Source organism: Chitinophaga varians, assembly GCF_012641275.1.
Classification (GTDB): domain Bacteria; phylum Bacteroidota; class Bacteroidia; order Chitinophagales; family Chitinophagaceae; genus Chitinophaga; species Chitinophaga varians_A.
On record NZ_JABAIA010000003.1, the window covers coordinates 398219 to 418286 of the forward strand.

The 20068-nt window shown below is 52.5% G+C and carries 1 pseudogene; it reads left to right on the plus strand.

The annotated features are described in order from the left end of the window. Positions 1 to 579 precede the first annotated feature (579 nt). Positions 580 to 20058: pseudogene (locus HGH92_RS25030) on the plus strand (Calx-beta domain-containing protein); the annotation flags it as partial. Positions 20059 to 20068: the final 10 nt, after the last annotated feature.

A 20068-nucleotide genomic window follows, 5' to 3' on the forward strand; every position in this document is an offset into this window, starting at 1 on the left:
CTGGATGCGAACGCCGCGGGCGCGGGCCCGCACGATATCGTGTTCAATGTGCATGGCCAGATAACGCTGGCCACCTCGCTGCCAACTATTACGGCGAAGAAACTGACGATCGACGGGCAGAACAAGATCACGTTGTATTCCACCGGGACCAACTCCATTATTAATCCTTTTGTGATTAATGCGGACAGTGTGACCGTCAGGAATTTCGTCGTGCAGAACAACGGGGACATCAACGTAGACATCTTTCCCAATACAACAGGGATAACGATTGATAATATACGTTCTTTCAGTACGGTAGGCAACTACCTGAACGCATTTATGCGCGTGCAGGGAGCCTCCACCAGGCTGACGGTGAAAAACATTTCTTCCAACGACGTAGAGCCGGCTCCTTCCAGCGGCGCGGCGCACATCGGGCGGGCGTTTTATTTTACAGGGGGTACGCAGACCGACCTGGTCATGGATAATATCCAGCTTAGCTCGTTCAACAATACGCGTGGGGGAGAAGGGATCGTTTTCCGTGACGCGGGTGTAAATGGTTTTACGTTTATCAACAGTAATATCAGTGGTTTCCAGAATGCGATGGTATTTAATAATACCGGTGGTGCTGTCGAGACGGCGAATAATGTGTTGTTCAGAAACGTGACCATTGATAGTTTATGGAGCGGCATATCACAGGGGGTTTATTGTGATTTCGTTGCCACGAATTTTGATATTAACCGCACGTCAGTAGATCTGGACGTGATTGGCACCGATGACGACGGCGACTATGCTTTCCGCTTTGTTAATACCGCTACGAATATTTCACTCGATACCATTAATATTAATGAGGTTGATCTTTGGTCCATCTTGTTCAACGGAGCCGCCAGCAACATCACGATTAATAAAGCAGTCATAGAAAACCGGATACCCGGGATCTACGCGGGAAGCCACGTCCTGTTTAATACCACGGTCAATGGCTTTACCTGCACCAATTCAGTACTGAACGGAGATAAGCTGGGTACCACAGATGACAGCGATGCAGGTATTTATTTCCAGGGAGCTGCCACCGGCGTGACGATCGATAATGTGACCTTTAATGGGTTTGACGTAGATGGTATCTATGTTGGAGGCGCAGCCACCAATTTTCAGCTGACCAATTCCAAATTTACGAATAGCACGGATGGTATTGAATTTTACAACAATGCGCCGAGAAGTAATGTAGACATCATCAATTCTGCTTTTTATAACCAGGACCGGACGGGTATTGCGATCAATGGTGCCAATGCCGTTACTGACGTAGACCTGAAGGGAGATACGATCGCGAACAACATTAGTCATGGTGTTTGGTTTTATGGCGGCGCCGGTATAACAGACTCGCAGGTAGATGGTTGTGTCATATATAATAATGGCGAAGCGGGCATTTATAATGATGCCCCCAATAAAGTCATTATTACCAATAACTCCATATATAACAATACCAAGGCTGGCATTTCACTGGCGGGCGGTAACTGTAGTTACACGCTCGCTGCAGGCAAAACACCGGTACTCGTATCATCTACCGCGCTGGGGGGAGGGCAGTACCAGCTACAGCTTACCATCCCGAATATAGCTGCCGGGGCACAGTACACCGTTGATATTTATGCCAATGATCCCGCTACGAACAGAACGAGCGGGCAATATTATGTTACGTCCTTAACGGGATTGTCTGCCGGCACTTCTACACAGACCATCACTTACAATGCTGGTCCGGGCGCTACCGGTCTCGGTACGTGGACTGCCACCCTGCGTATTCCGGCTAACAACTGCGGAACGTCAGAGTTTAGCAACGCCATCACCATGTCAGCCAAAGGCCCCGCCTGTGTGAGCAATGGCATTGTGGCGTGGTACAGGGCAGACCAGGCGGTGAATGGCGTGAACTGGGGCGATATTTCCGGAAAGGCCAATCATATGACGGTGATCGGTGATCCGGACAATACCACCGGCATGGTCAACTTCAACCCGGCTATTTATTATGATGGTAACGACGCTCACCTGGTACCTGCCACGGCAGCTGTATCCGGGGCTTACTCCATTATGGGCATGGGAGTATTGGAAGGCAGCCAGAATGGCCGCGTGTTCAACAGCTCCAGTGGAAATAAACTGATGGGATGGCATGCCGGGTTCGAAAACCGCTTGTATGTGGAAGGATGGCTGAACACCGGCAACGGATTAACCGCAAGAGGCAAACTCTATTCTTTCGAGAGAGGAGCCAGCGGTGCTTATGAATTTAAAAGCAACGGCGCGCTGGTGAAAAACGGCGCTGCTTCTGATGGCACGGCATGGACATTAGACGTGGGAGGCGCTACCTTCTCGGAATTCACAAAAGTTTTTATCCCGGAAGTATTCATCTACAACCGTGATCTTACGCCCGCCGAGATCCAGCGTATTGAATCTTACATGGCGCTCAAATACGGCATCACGCTGAACAATGGCGCCACTGACTATATCAACAGCGACGGCACCGTACAGATATGGACGGCCGCCGCTAACGCCGGTTATGGTAAACGCATCACCGGTATCGGCCGTGAGGATTGTGCTATGCTGAGCCAGAAACAATCCCTCAGCCAGGACAGCGGTATGGTGACCATCGCGCTGGGTAACGCTATTGCGTTGTCCAATGCCGATAATAATACCAACTTTGCGCAGGATAAAGTATTCTTCACCTTCAGCGACAACGGCGGTGCTACCGGTTATTTCACGCCTGTCACCAGCACCAACGCCAATCAGCGTATGGGCCGTGTATGGCGCGTGCAGAAAACCGCTTCGTGGGACAACAGCCAGCAGATAACGCTGCAACTGAAAGGCGGCGCAGGCAATAACTACCTGCTCATCAGCACAGATGCGGCCTTTGGCACTGTTACCAAAGAAATAAAATTGAACGGCACGGGAATAGTTACACTTTCCGGTGCAGACCTGGCCAATGGCGCTTATTTTACGTTCGGTCAGCAGCAACGTTTCCCCGGCGGTGTGGCGAACAACCTTCAGGCATGGGTGAAAGCAGATGCAGGTGCAACCGTTGCCGACGGCAGCATCCTGAAATGGAGCGACCAGGCGGTGCAGAGAGAATGGCCGCTTAACGCTGCCACATCCGTGGGTTGGGCCAGGAGCGCTATTAACTATAACCCGGCTGTTAACTTCCAGGGTGACAACTATTTTACAGTACCGAAGTTTGCCGAGGGCAATACTGCTGGTGAAGTATTCTCCGTACAATATTCCAATACTCCGGCTACTGCCACTTCGGCCAGTTTCCCTTATGAATTTGGTGGAGAACCGGCAGCCTCTCTGGCTCAGCACTATCCGTTTAGCGGAGCTATCTATACGCACTTTGGAACTACAGCAAGACCGGGTTATTCATTCGGTAGCAGCAATATCCAAAAGGCGCATATATTAAATACCTGGAGCGCTCCCGGAGACTGGGCAATGAACTTCGATGGTAAAACCCTGGGCAGCAGCAATGCCTATCCGGTTTCCTTCAGCAGAGGGTCGGCACTGAACTGTGCCATCGGCGCAGGACATGGTTCCATATTTAATGGCCGCCTTTCCGAAGTGATCCTTTATAGCCGTCAGTTGAATGCTACCGAACGTTCACAGGTGAACAGCTATCTGGCACTGAAGTACGCGCTGACGCTGAAGACCGCTACAGGTGCTGCTGCTGACTACCTTGCCAGCGACGGTGCCACCAAAATGTGGTCAGCCGCTAAAAATACCGGCTATGGCGAACGTATCACCGGTATTGGCAGAGACGACAATGGTACCCTGTTGCAGAAACAAAGCCTTTCGCAGCTGGACGGCGCCAACCTGACCATTGGCATCGGAAGCGGCCTGGCAGCTGCCAATGCGGACAATAACACAGACGTGGCCAATGATCGTTCCTTCTTCACCTTTAGTGATAACGGTCAGCCAGCTACGTATAGCACCCCCGTTAGTGGTTTGGGTGATATTTCCGCACGCCTGTCACGAATCTATAAAACAGACCGTACTAACTGGGCTAAGAGCTCCATCACCTTATCACTCGCAGGAGGAAACAACAATACTTACCTGCTGGTGAGCAACGATGAAACTTTTGGCGCCGGCGACAAAACCTATAAACTGGATGCCAATGGTAACATCACGCTGGACAGCGATCTGCTGACCGACGGCGCCTTCTTTACTTTTGCTATTGTACAGTCGGCTCCGGCCGGTGTGGCAGGCGGACTGGAAGTATGGGCCAGAGCGGACAGCGGAGTAGTGGTGACCGGCGGTAACGCCACACAGTGGAAAGACCTGAGTGCTTCCGGCCGTACATGGGGGCAGGCCGTTACCGGAGCATTGCCATGGAAAGAAGCATCCGTTAACTTTAACCCGGGCATTAGCTTCGGTGGCGCAGGCGCCTCTGGTAACTATTTCATACAGCAGCCTGAGATTGCCAATACTTTTACCGCAGGTGAAGTATTCTCGGTACAAACATCTAATGTTGACAACAGTGGTAACGCCATGTATCCTTTTGAATTTGGAGGTACACTTGCCGGTGGTGCAGCGTTCTATAACTATACTAACAACAATCAATTTACTTATTTCGGTACTAACACCGGCCGAATGAACTTCCCGTATCCTGTGGGTGTCAGCATACGCAATGCGCATATGCTCAACATCTGGAGCGCTACCAACGACTGGGCGGCTGGTGTAGATGGCAAGGTATTGCTGGCAGTCAATACCAATGCCGTGAACTTCCTCTCGCCGGCCGGCAACAAGGATTATCTTGGCGCGGGCCACAACGCCGTATTTAATGGCGATATCCCTGAGATAATATTATATTCCCGCAAGCTGAGCGCTGTCGAGCGTCAACAGGTACAATCCTATATGGCACTGCGTTACGGCCTGACGCTGGGCATCGGCGTGCCGATGGACTACCTCGCCAGCGACGGTACCACTACCATGTGGAAAGCCGCTACCGGTGGTGCTTACGCTAAACACATCATCGGCATCGGCCGTGATGACAGGGGTATGCTGCTGCAGAAACAATCCATCGCAGCAGATACCGGCATCGTCACCATTGCTGTCGGAGATGGTATCGCCGTTTCCAACAAAACCAATGCGGCCACTATTACCAACGACCTTTCCTTCTTTACTTTTGGAGATGATGGCGCGGCCACGACCTACCTGACACCGGTTAACGGTCTCAATACTGTCAACACCCGCATGGCCCGCGTCTTTAAAGCACAGAAAACCAACTGGGCCGATCAGAATATCACCATAAAACTTGCCGGCGGTAATGCACGTACTTACCTGGTGGTAAGCGCAGACAATACTTTCGGTACAGGTGACGCCACTTACGCACTGGATGCCAACGGTACCGTTACCCTTAACAGTAGCCAACTGGCCAATGGCGCTTATTTCACTTTTGCGAAAAATGTTTCCGGACCAAATGGCGTCAACAATGGCGTCACTTTCTGGCTGCGTGCCGATGACGGCATATCCGGCGGCAGCAACTGGACCGACTACAGCAATAAAGGCAATGATGCGTTGCAGGCAGTAACAGGCAGCCAGCCTATTACTGATGCTAAAGCATTTAACTTCAACTATGGCCTCGTATTCGATGGTACAGACGACTTCCTTGATATCAATACTACCCGTATAGACCCGGCAACTGCCACAATCTTTGCTGTGGCCAGCGGCACTGGTTTTGCAGCCGTGAGAGAGCTGGTAGGCAGCGGCGGCCTGGGTGATGCACATGGTATGGAATTCAGGGTTGTCAATTCCGGGCAACAACAATACCTGGAAAACGCAGGATCAGTGGCAGCCGTAGGAGGTCTCAGCACCTTCCAGGCTAATAAACCATATATTTTCAGTGTTACCCAGGCCAGCAACGTTGCCAATGGCATTCGCATGTTTGGCAACTATAAGCTGGACAACCAGGGAACGCTCAATTTAACACCGCTTACAAAGAACCTGGTTTCTATTGGTTCCCGTACCATGGCTGCCAGAGCCTATTACTGGCAGGGGGGCATGGGAGAAGTGGTGGCTTATAACCGCATACTGTCAGACGCAGAGCGTCAGACAGTAGAATCTTATCTCGGCCTGAAATATGGTATCACCCTCAATGACGGTGCTACCGATTACCTGGCCACCGACGGTTCCAAATACTGGACCGCAGATCCGACCTACAAAGCCCGTATCACCGGCATCGGCAGGGACGATGCTACTGCGCTGAACACCAAACAATCGCTCAGCGTAGACACCGGTTTTGTGACCCTCTCACTGGGCAGCAATATTCCGCTGACCAATGAACAAAACAGCAACACCATTACCAACGATAAATCTTTCTTTGTATTTGCAGATAACGGTCAGTCGGCTGCTACTTACACCACTGTAGTAAACGGTACCAGCGCTACTCGCAGACTGCCCCGTGTATGGAAGGTGGGTAAAACCAACTGGACAGACCAGAATATTACCCTGAAAGCTGATGCAAAAGGTACCAAAGTGTACCTGCTGATCAGCACCGATCCTACTTTTGCGACGATCACCAAAGAACTGCCGCTGAATACTGATAAAACCATTACTCTCAGCTCCAGCGATCTGCCGAACGGTATCTACTTTACTTTTGGCGCCGCGGCGAAATTCCCTGGTGGCGTGGCCAGTGGCAACATGATATGGCTGCGCGCAGATATCAATACTTCTGCCACAGCAGACAACACGCCGATCAGCACGTGGAACGACTACAGCCCGAACGGCAATAGCGTGGCACAGGCTACACCGGCCAACCAGCCTATATATATGGACAACGCTGCGGCCAATATGAACTTTAACCCCGTGGTAAGGTTTAATGGTGCCCCACATGCGATGAATGGTAATTCTTTGCTGAAAAGTGGCAGTTACAACGCCGCCAACGCGTTTTATGCAGGTAGCCAGGCTATCGCGAATGCCACGGTGATTTTTACCGAGCCAGCTCCTGCTCTTGGTGTTAACCAGTTTACTTTGCACGCTACCTGGAATGATAACAAAGTGTACTGGGATGCTCCTTATACAAGCAACCGCATTATCTATGATGCAGGTGATATCACTAACCAGGTGAATCTCTGGACCGCTACCAGCGATATAAGCCTTGCCGCAAACAAACAATCCCTTTACAGGAATGGCTTAAATGTACAAAACGGAAACAACGTCAGCACGTTCACAGGGGGCAACCAGCCATTCCAGCTGGGAGCGAACAACGGCGTTTCCTATAACGGCCGTATGGGTGACCTGATCGTATATATGAACGCACTCACCCCTGTTGAACAACAGAAGGTGAACAGCTACATGGCCATCAAATATGGTATCACGCTGAACAACGGCGCTACCAACTACCTGGCCACTGACGGCAGCATCGTATGGAATGCTTCTAACAACGGTGGTTATGGTAACTACATCACCGGTATCGGTCGTGATGACGCGGAAGACCTGAACCAGAAACAGTCCCGCAATACCATGAGCGGTATGCAACTCGCAATCGGCCTGAATTCCCTCTCTGAAACAAATAACGGCAACGCCAACACGTTCGCTGCCGATAAATCATATATGGTATGGGGCGACAATGCCGGCAGCAGCCTCTTTAAGACAGCGCTGTCCGGTCACCCTGTGGCCAACTACCGCATGGGCAGGGTGTGGAAAGTACAGAAATCCGGCACCGTTGGCACCGTACAGGTAGCCGTGCCTTATGATGTACTGCCCAACGCTGCGCAGACTTACCTCATCGTCAGCAATGACGCCACCTTTGACGGAACAGACCAGTTCATCCCGGTGACGGCCATGACCCTCAACGGTAAAAAACACTACTACGCCAATGTAGACCTGGCGAATGGCCAGTTCTTCACCTATGGTGCTTCCATCAAAGCACCGGGTGGGGTAGCGGGTACTTCCCTGTGGTTGCGTGCAGACGCAGGTACTTCCGGCACTACAGATAATACAGCTATCAACGGCTGGACAGACTTCGCTTCAGACCTGAACAACGCTACACAGGCCACTGTTGCCAACCAGCCGCTCTTTATGAGCAATGCTGCCAGCAACGCGAACTTCAACCCGGTAGTGAAATTCGATGGGGCTGATTTCATGAACCTCGATATCAGCAAACTGCCGATGGGCACCAGCGCTAGAACATTCTTTGGTGCAGGTAACTTGTCTACGCTCACCGGTAACAGTTATATCATCGGATATGGTGGCAGCACCACCAGCCAGGGTGTGGGCCTCGCAACCATAAGCGGTAATGGTACCGCGGATTTTGTGGGTTGGGCCAACGACGTGACCAGTGCTGCAGGCTACTGGCAAACCGGCATATTTAATGAAATGGTGGGCGTATGGGCCGGTAATGGCGGCAATGCGACGCTGTACGGCAAAATGCAGAAGTTAGGAGGACCGCTGGCCAAAGCCTGGAACACCACTACCGGCGGCGCCCAAATCGGTAGCGCTCCATGGGACAATACACAGTCCTGGAAAGGTACTATTGGTGAGGTTATCGTATATCCGACCGCGTTAAGCACCAATGAACTGCAACGCGTGTCTACCTACCTGGCTGTCAAGTACGGTTATACGATGGACCAGACCACGCCGGTCGACTATCTGGCTACCGATGGCACCACCAAAATATGGGACGCCACTGCTAACGCTACTTATAAAAATAACATCACCGGTATCGGCCGTGACGATGTGGAAGGCCTGGCACAGAAACAAAGCCAGAACATCAACACCGGCTTACAGCCTATAGTGGGCCTCGGCGGTATCGCTGCTGACAACCTTAGCAATACAAATACTTTCTCCGCAGATAAATCATATATGGTATGGGGAGATGATGGCGCGGCCACGGCTTTCTCTACTGCCATCACCGGCAACCCGGCTGTTACTACCCGAATGGCAAGAGTTTGGAAAGTGCAGGAGTCTGGCACGGTAGGTACCGTGAATATCGCTGTGCGGAGAGACCAATTGCCCAAAACGGCTACTACGCCTTACCTGGTAGTGAGCAACGATGCCACTTTCGATGGCACTGACCAGTTTATTCAATTGTCTGCCACAGACGTGAACGGCGTGGCGAGCTACACCACCAATGTGGACCTGACCAGCGGCCAATACTTTACTTTCGCCAGCTTCGTGACAGCACCAGGCGGTGTTGCCAACGAAATGCTGTGGGTGAAAGCAGATGCAGACCTCCAGGTGAATGCCAATAACCAGGTGGAACAATGGTTCAACCAGGCTGGCGCTATGGTAACGGAACTGCGCGCAGCACCTGTTGCACATACCGATCCGATAGCTGCTTCTGCAGACATCCTCAACGTGCCTAACGGTATCAACTTCAACCCTGCGGTAGACTTCTCCGGCGCTAAAACCAAATCGCTGAAGGGTAATGCCGATGCTAACTGGAACTCAACGCCTAACCTGTCCATCTTCTCTGTGAGCGCGCCGGAAGGCCCTGCAACTAACGGCCTCGTAGGTATTTTTGCCACCAATGGTGACTGGTCGGCATCTCCTAATGCCGGCAGGGGCCTGGTGTATACCAGCGGTGTTAACTACGCGCTGGATGGTGCCGGATGCCTGATAGCACCATCCTATCCTCCTTATTTAGGGGCTAATATAATACGTGGTGTGTATGTAAGTACCAATAACGGGCGGAATGGAGGCACGTGGTTGAATGGCTTACAGGGTACTGCCGCTACGAAGGACTGCTTTACGCAGGCAGGCGGTTCTTTCTTTGAAATAGGTGGCCGCACCACAGATGTTGCCACCTTTGACGACCGCATCTTCAACGGTAAAATCCCCGAGGTGATCGTTTACAAATCTGCCCTCACTCCAACAGAGGCGCAGAAAGTAGAATCATACCTCGGTGTTAAATATGGCATTACGCTGGACCAGTCCACTGCACAGAACTATCTGGCCACCGACGGCTCCGTGATCTGGAACGCCACTGCCAACAACACTTATAAAACAAATATCTTCGGTATCGGCCGCGACGACCGCGAAGCACTGACTCAGAAACAGTCCCGCAGCATCCATCCCGGTTCCATCCTGACAATCGGTATGCGCACCATCGCTGCAACCAATGCTGATAACGGCAATACCTTCGGTACAGACAAGAGTTACCTGATGCTGGGCAGCAACAGCAATGCACTGACTGTAAGCGGTACGGACCTGCCTGTCGGCAGCTGTATCCCTGAACGCCTCACCCAGGAATGGAAAACACAGTTCACCAACTACGATATCAGCACACAGCCACTCAGCATGCAGTTCAACCTGAACGGCATCACCGTGAAAGGCACTGCTGCTGCTGATTTCACCATTCTGGTGGACGAAGACGGCGACGGCAACTTCGCTACCGGCACCATCACTGAAATTCCTGCTACCAGCTTCAATGGCGGTATCGTGAGCTTCGATAACATCAGCACCCTGAAAGACGGCCAGGTATTCACCCTCGTGACCAGCCACCTGCAACGTACGGCCAACCTGGTGCCCGATGCTACCGTGAGAACAGTAGCTTCTACCTGTGTCGACAAAGGCACGCTGTACTTCATCGATCCTTCCGATGCCAACAAATACATTGCTTCCATTACCCTGAACGGTAACACCATGGACGTGACCAAACTGTCCGCCCTGGTAGACGTGAACAGGGACATGAACGCAACCCTGGGCAAAAACAGCGGCACTGACTACGGTACGCAGCTGATGCGCAGACTGGTACAGATCAGCTACACCGGCGCTGACCTGACACAGAACGGTGGCGTTACCCTCCGCTTGTTCTGGAACCCTGCCGAAAAAACCAATGCACAGAACATGCTCTCCGGCACGCGCGGCGTAACCGGCGCTCAACGCTGGGCATGGTTCAAACATACCGGCGATATCACCGCTACCCTGGCAGACCTGTCTGCCGCAGGACTGGCCAATATTAATGAACTGACACCTTCCGCTACCGGTCAACAGGACGGCGTGGAATATGTGGAATTCAGCGGTATACAGAACTTCTCCACTTTTGGCGGCGTTACTACCGCCAGCGGCGTACTGGCCATCACCAAAGGTCAGGACGGTAAGGAAGGCGCCCAGAACGGCTCCTTTAATATCAGCCTGCCTGGCACAGTTACGGCCACAGAAGACATCACAGTGACCTACAATGTGACAGGCACCGCTGCTAACGGCGTGGACTATACGACGTTAAGCGGTACAATGGTATTCCCGGCCGGTAGCAACAGCGTACCGCTGCCGGTAATGGTGACAGATGACAATATCCTCGAGATCACTGAAGACGTGACCGTGTCCCTGACTGCTGCTTCCGGCAACAGTGGCGGCACCTATACTATCAGCAGCACACAGCCTGCCGCGACCATCAATATTGTGGACAACGACAGCAATGATCCGGCTAAAACCACCGTGGGCGTTGTTTGGTCTAAAGACGCCAAAGAACCGGACGTCAACGGCGAATTCAATATCAGCCTGCCAACAGGCATCACAGCTGCTGAAGACATCACCGTGAAATATAGCATTGCCGGTACAGCTACGCCTGGTGCGGACTATGTGCCGTTGAGCGGAACAGCAGTGATCCTCGCAGGCCAGGGTGGCGTAATGGTGCCAGTGGTAGTAGCTGACGACCAGCTGCTGGAAAACCCTGAAACGGTGATTGTTAGCATCATAGATGGTAAATCCACCAACTTCGTGCTGACACCGCGTGCAGGCGCCACTACTGCTACAGTGAACATCATCGATGATGAAAACACACCGGCCAACCTGGTACTGAGCATCACCAAAACGGCAGATGCCGCAGAACCGGCCACCAATGGCAGCTTTACCATTAGCCTGCCTCCTAATATCAAGTCCATAGAACCTATCACGGTCAACTATGAAGTGAGCGGTACAGCCATAGGTGGGTCTGATTACAACACCCTCAGCGGCACCGTTGTATTCCCAGCCAACCAGCCCAGTGTAACCCTGCCCGTTACTGTGATCAATGACGACCTTATTGAGAACACGGAAGACGTGACAGTGAAACTCACCGGCGGCACCAGCGCCAGCTTCAACTTCACCGCCAGCGCGACCAACGGTACCGCTACCGTGAATATCGCTGACGATGATAACACTGCCGCTAACCGCGTACTGAGCATCAAAAAAACAACTGATGCCGCAGAACCATCTACCAACGGCTTATTTACCATTAGCCTCCCTGGTACGATCAAGTCATCTGAACCCGTAACCATAACCTATACATCCTCCGGTACCGCCACCAGCGGCGCAGACTATGTGGCGCTGGGAACAACCATTGTGCTGCCTGCCGGTCAGAACAGCATTACTTTACCATTCACCGTTGTTGATGATAAGATCATCGAGAATACCGAGACTGTCATTGCAGCGGTGAGTGGCGGTGCCAGCACCAGCTTTGCTTTCACTGTCAGCCCCACAGACGGCAGCGCCACTGCCAACATCGCTGATGATGACAATACAGCTGCCAACCGCGTGCTCAGTGTAGTCAACGATGGGGGAGACGCGTCCGAACCGTCTACCAACGGCAAGTTCACTATCAGCCTGCCCAAAGGCGCTACCCCTGCGGACGACATTGTGGCGGCAGAGCCAATTACGGTGACGTACAGCATCACCGGTTCCGCGATTAACGGCACCGACTATGCGAACCTGAGCGGTACAGTAGTGATTCCCGCCGGTCAGAACAGTGTAACCGTTCCCGTGACAGTGATCGATGACCAGCTGATGGAACCTACCGAAACGGTGAACATGAAACTGACCGATGGTAAGAGCACCAGCTTCTTATTCACCGCCAGTGCTACCAATGGTACTGCTACCGTGAATATCCTGGATGATGACAACACACCGGCCAACCGCGTACTGAGCATCGACAAAGTGAACGATGGCGCAGAACCGGCCACCAATGCACTGTTTAAAATCAGCCTGCCTGCCAATGTTGCTCCTTCTGAGGCCATCACCATAACTTATAAAGTAACAGGATCAGCGACTAACGGCACCGACTATACTACATTAACCGGAACGATGACCCTGCTGGCAGGACAAAACACTGCTACGCTGCCGGTGGTAGTGACCAACGATACGGAGATAGAAGGTACAGAAGACGTGGTGATAGAACTCACCGGCGGCAGCTCTGCCAACTTCTCTTATACGCTCAATCCGGCTAAAACTATCGCTACGGCCAACATTGCCGATGACGATGATACACCTGCCAACCGGGTACTGAGCGTGACCAACAATGGCGACGCCGCAGAACCGGCCACTCATGGCGGATTTAAAATCAGTCTGCCTACAGGCGTAATTGCCGCCAAACCTGTTACCGTGAACTATAGCATCGCGGGAACAGCAACAGCCACAGCAGACTATGCCGTCTTAACAGGCACGGCTACCATCCCTGCCGGTCAACCTTTTGTGATCGTACCGGTAACAGTGGCCGATGATAAAATCATCGAACTGACAGAAACCGTAGTGATGAACATTACCGGCGGCACAGGTGGCGGCTCCGCCTATACCGCGTCAGCTTCCGCTAACACCGCTACGGTCAACATCGCAGACGACGATAATACGCCGGCAAACCGGTTGGTGAAAGTAGTGGCCACCCGTGACGGCGCCGAAGGCGGAACTACCATCAAATTTGATTTCTTGCTGCCTACCGGTATCACTGCCTCTCAAGACATAAAAATCAATTATTCCATTGGTGGTACGGCCATCTTAGGTACAGACTATAACGGCCTCAATGCAAGTGATTTCGACAGGACCGCCATCATTCCTGCCGGAAGTACATCTACCGCTATCGTGGGCAACATCGTGGACGATAAGATCATAGAAGGAACAGAAAACGTGGTGATCACCATCACAGACGCCGCTTCCACCGACTTTACCTTCACGCCTGACCCGGCTGGTACTACTGCTACCGGAAATATCCTGGACAACGATGACATCTCCGCCAACCGTGTGATCAGCATCAAGCCAAGGATGGACGCCGCCGAACCGGCTACCAGCGGTGCTTATGGCATTAGCCTGCCAACCGGTTATTCGTCTGCGGTGCCTATTACCGTGACTTATAGCATTGCGGGTACATCCACCGCAACTCCCGGCGTGGACTACGCTACCCTCACCGGTACCGCAGTGATCCCTGCCAATACAGAGGGCGTGGACGTGTTCGTGAACCCGATCGATGATAAACTCATTGAAAACACAGAAACAGTGATTGCTACGCTGACAGGTGCTACTGCCACCGGTTTCACTTATACGCTCAGCCCAACCAACGCCACTGCTGTTGTCAACATCGATGATGATGATAATACACCGGCCAACCGCGTACTGAGCATCACCAAATTGAACGATGGCGCAGAACCTGCATCCAACGCAGCGTTCAAGATCAGCCTGCCTGGAAACGTGGCGCCTTCTGAAGACCTCACCGTGACTTACAGCATTGATGGTACGGCCACTAACGGTACCGACTATGCGACTTTAGGCACCACCGTGACCTTCCCGGCAGGACAGAACTATATTACCATACCTATCGTTGTGACCAACGATACAGAGATAGAAGGTACAGAGAACGTAAAACTGACCCTCTCCGGTGGCAGCTCTGCTAAGTTCACCTATACCGTAGATGGCACCAACGGCAGTGCTACTGCTGATATCGCCGATGATGATGACGTACCGGCCAACCGTGTGCTGAGCATCACTAAAAACGGCGATGCCGCAGAACCTTCCACTAATGGCGGGTTTAAAATCAGTCTGCCAACGGGTGTAACTTCCACCCAGCCGATCACCGTGAACTATACCATAGCAGGTACCGCTACCGGCGGCACAGGCGCCGGTGCAGATTACAACGCTATCACAGGCACAGTGACCATCCCTGCCGGTCAGCCGTTTGTAATCGTTCCGGTAACAGTGGCAGATGATAAAATCATCGAACCAACAGAAACCGTTATCATGAACATCACCGGCGGAACGGGCGGCAGCACTACCTATACAGCGTCTGCTTCGGCGAATACCGCTACCGTGAATATTGCGGATGATGATGATACACCCGCCAACCGTGTGATCAGGGTAAAAGTGGATACTGATGGTTCGGAAGATGGAAACGCACTGAAGTTCAGTTTCTTCCCGGCTCCGGGTATTACCATCTCCCAACCGGTTACTATTAAGTATACCATAAAAGGTACTGCCCTTTTAAGTACAGACTATAACGGCAACACACCGGCAGATTTTACCGGTACTGTGACGCTGCCTGCCAATGCGCTTAGCACATCCACCACTGCTACGGTGGTAGATGATAAGATCATAGAAGGTACAGAAACAGTGGAAGTGGCTGTCACCAGCGCATCTTCTGCGGACTTTACCTTTGCGCCTGACGCAGCGGAAGGCACCGCTACAGGTAACATCCTGGACAACGATGACGTAACGGCCAACCTGGTGCTGAGCGTTACCAAAAAAGCAGATGCCGCTGAACCTGCCACCCATGGCAGCTTTGAGGTGAGCCTGCCTGCAGGTTATTCTTCTGCCAGGGATATTACCGTGACATATAACGTGAATGGCTCGGCCACTTCCGGCACGGATTATCAGAACCTGGGTACTATTACCATCCCTGCCGGTCAGACCAGTGCGATCGTTCCGGTGAATGTGATAGATGACAAAATCATTGAGCCGACAGAAACAGTGGACCTGACCATTACCGGTGGCAATGACACCAAATACACCTATACCGTGGCTGTTGGCACGGCTACCGTAAACATCGCCGACGATGATTATGCTGCGAACAATAATATTGTGTTGCTCACGAAAGTGTCTGACGCAGTAGAAGGCGGTACCCATGGACAATACAGAATTTCCCTGCCGCCGAATATTACCGCTGCCAGCGATGTGGTGGTAACCTTTAACCTTACGGGAGGAACAGCAACATTGGGAGCAGATTACTCTTTACAGGGCTTATCTTCCCCTAATACCTTTGTGATCCCGGCAGGTGCCAACGATGTGTTGATAGATGTGGTTGCTGTAAACGATGGTGCTCCTGAAGGACCGGAGACTGTGGTGATGAACCTGACCAACGCTACGTCTTCCGGTTTACCATTCACCATTGATCCTTCCGGTAACGGAGCTGTGGTAAACATCATTGATGTGAACGCGACCACCGATAGCCCGATACAGATATTCGCCGGCACAGATGCGGCCGAACCGGCTACTAACGGTACTTTCACCGTGAAGCTGAGCGGCGGCGCCAATGCGCAGAAAGATATCACCATAGGATACCAGATTTCCGGTACCGCTACACCTGGTCTGGACTACACCGCGCTGGGCAATATTGTGATCAAAGCGGGAACAGACAATACTGTTGTAGACCTCAAGGTACTCGACGATAAGATCATCGAGCTGAATGAAACCGTGAAGATCACCCTCCTGTCTGGCAGTGGCACGGCTACAAACGGAACACAGCTTATCTTCCCGGTTGATCCGGCCAACAGCGCTGTCACCGTTAATATCGCGGATGATGACGCGGCTAATCCGGCCAACCTGGTGCTGAAAGTGGTGAAAAACGAAGACGCGGCAGAACCGTCTACCAACGGTTCCTACACGGTCAGCCTGCCGGGCACTTATACCTCCGCAGCGCCGATCACGCTCAATTACACCATGAGTGGTACTGCGAGCAGTGCGGATTACACCATCAATACCGTCACCATACCAGCTAATACCAACACCTTTACCATTCCGCTGGTGGTGACAGATGATAAGATCATTGAGAACACCGAAGTCGCCACACTGACCCTCAACAGCGGTAAAGATGGTAACGGGTTCGACTATACGGCAGATGCAGCTGGCAAAGTAGCTTCGCTGAACATTGCCGATGATGACAACACTGCGCTCAACCGCGTGCTGTTAGTGAAGAAAACAGCCGATGGCGCTGAACCGGGCACTCCGGGTGAGTTTACCATCAGCCTGCCGACCGGTTACACCGCAGCGGAAGACATCGATGTAACATATACCATTGCAGGCAGCGCTACCGCCAATGACGACTATACGGCGCTGACAGGCACCGCGAGAATACTTGCCGGCACTCCTGGCAGTGTAACCGTAGCCGTGGCTGTGAAAGACGATCAGATCATAGAAGGTACTGAAACCGTTGAGATGAAACTCTCCGGTGGCTCTACCGGCAGCGGCCTGGTCTTCACACCGTCAGCCGGCAACGATATCGCTACAGTAAATATTACCGATAATGACAACACCGCAGCCAACCAGGTCGTGAGCATCAAAAAGAAAAATGATGCTGCAGAACCGGGCACCAATGGGGCCTTCATCGTTAGCCTGCCGCCGAATATCTTCTCTGCGCTGCCGGTTACAGTAAACTATACCGTAGCAGGAACCGCCGCAGAAGGCAAAGATTACGAAACGCTTACCCGTTCCGTGATCATACCGGCCAATACCAACGAGATAGCGCTGCCAATACTGGTAACAGACGATAAGATCATAGAAGGCACAGAGAACGTAGAGATCACGCTGACCACTGCTGCATCTCCGGCCTTTGCCTTCACCGTGGACCCGTCCAACGGCAAAGCCTCCCTGGACATCGCTGATGATGATGATATCGCGGGCAACCGCGTACTGACCATCAAAAATGATGGAGACGCAGCTGAACCAGGCACCAGTGGCAGATTCCTGATCAGCCTGCCTGCTACTTATTCCGCGGCAGTGCCTATCACGGTGAACTACACCGTAGCCGGAAGTGCCATTGCTGGTACAGACTACACGGCCCTGACCAATACGGCAGTGATACTGCCGGGCGACAACGGTGTATACGTGCCCGTTAATGTGATAGATGACAAGATCATCGAACCAACAGAAGACGTGACCGTGACACTGGCCGGCGGCACCGGCGCTGCGCCATACACCGGCACCGGCTCCGCTACCGTGAACATCACGGACGATGACGGTACCCCGGCCAATATGGTGCTGAGCGTAAGCAAAACATCCGACGCCGCAGAACCAGGCACCAACGGCGCGTTCCGTATCAGTCTGCCTAAAGACATCACCGTGGCCGAAGCCGTGACCGTGACTTATAACATCACCGGCAACGCGCTGAATGGCACCGACTACGACAACCTCACCGGTACCGTAGTGATCCCCGCCAATAGCGACGGTGTGACCGTGCCTGTGATCGTAAAAGATGACAAGATCATTGAAACCACCGAAGATGTGGTGATGCAACTGAATAACGGCACCACCGCCAGCGGTAAATTCACTTTCACCGCCAGCCCGACCGCCAATACCGCGTCCCTGGATATCGAAGATGACGACGCCGGTGCGCTGGTGCTGAGCATTAAGAAGAAAGCAGACGGTGCAGAGCCTGTCACCAACGGCGCCTTCACCCTTAGCCTGCCTACAGGTTATGAATCGTCTGAACCAATTACGGTGCGCTTTAACGTAGCCGGTACCGCCCTCGGTGGCACTGACTATAAGTCCATCGGAACTACCTTCTTATTCCCTGCGAATACGAAAGAAATAGACCTGCCGATAGAAGTGCTGGACGACAAGATCATTGAGCCGACAGAAACTGTGATTGTCACTTTAACAGGCGGCAGCAGCAACAACTTCAACCTGGTGGCCAGCAGCACTGAAGGCATCGCTACCGTAAATATTACAGATGACGAGGGCGCCGATCCGGCCAACCGCGTACTGGGCATTGTGAAACATGCAGATGCCGCAGAACCGTCTACCCATGGCGCCTTCAGAGTGGGACTGCCTACCGGCATCACTTCATCGGAAGACATCATCGTGAAATATACTGTGGCAGGTGACGCGACCGAGGCTGCCGACTACACTGCCTTAAGCAGAACTGTCACCCTCCCGGCCGGCAAGGACAGCGTTGATATCCCGGTACTGGTGGTGGACGATAAGATCATCGAGCCAACAGAAACCGTAGACGTTACCCTCGCAGGAGGTTTGTCCAACAGCTATACTTTCACCGGCACCAACACGGCTACTGTGAATATCGCTGACGATGACAATGTACCGGCCAACCTGGTAGTGACTGTCACTAAAACCAGTGACGCCGCAGAACCGGATGTTCCGGGCGCATTCCTGATCAGCCTCCCGGCAGGTTACACTGCATCAGAAGATATCACTGTCAACTTTGATATCACCGGTTCAGCCGCCAGTGGCGTTGATTACACCGCCCTCGGCACTACCGCGGTAATTAAAGCCGGCAACCCGAATGTGACCGTACCGGTACTCGTGATCGATGACAAACTGATAGAGATTACTGAAACAGTGGATATGGCACTCAAAGGCGGCAGCTCCACTCATTTTATCTTAACCGGTAATGGTACTGCCACCGTGAATATCGACGATGATGACAATAACCCGGCCGCCCGTGTGTTGTCTGTGACCAAAACCGCAGATGCCGCAGAACCAGCCACCAATGGCGAGTTCACGATCAGTCTCCCTGCGAATGTGTTTGCATCGGAAGACATCAAGGTACAATATACCATCAATGGTGCTTCCACTGCCATCAGTGGACTGGATTACACCGCACTGACCGGTACTGCCACTATCCTCGCGGGTGACAGCAAGGTAACCGTAACCGTACCTGTTCTTAATGACAAGATCATTGAAACAACAGAAACAGTAGTGATGGACATCACCGGCGGTACCAGCAAAAACTTCACGTACACGGCCAGCACCAGCAACGGTTCCGCTACCGTGAACATCGCAGACGATGATAATGTGCCGGCCAACCTGGTCATTGAGGTGAGAGATGCTGTAGACGCAGCTGAACCAGCAACCAACGGCTCCTTCACGGTAAGTCTGCCTACAGGCTATACCGCGTCGGAAGACATCACTGTGACTGTTAACATATCCGGTGATGCCAGTGAAGGCAAAGACTACCAGACGATGGACCGCACAGTGGTCATCCTCGCAGGAACACCTGGCAGCACGGTAGTACCAGTGAAAGTGATCGACGACAAGATCATCGAAAAAACAGAAAAAGTAACAATGACGGCGACAGGGGCTACCTCTAAGAGCTTTACGCTCGTGGCAAGCAGCACCAGCGCAAGCGCCACCGTGAACATCGCAGACGATG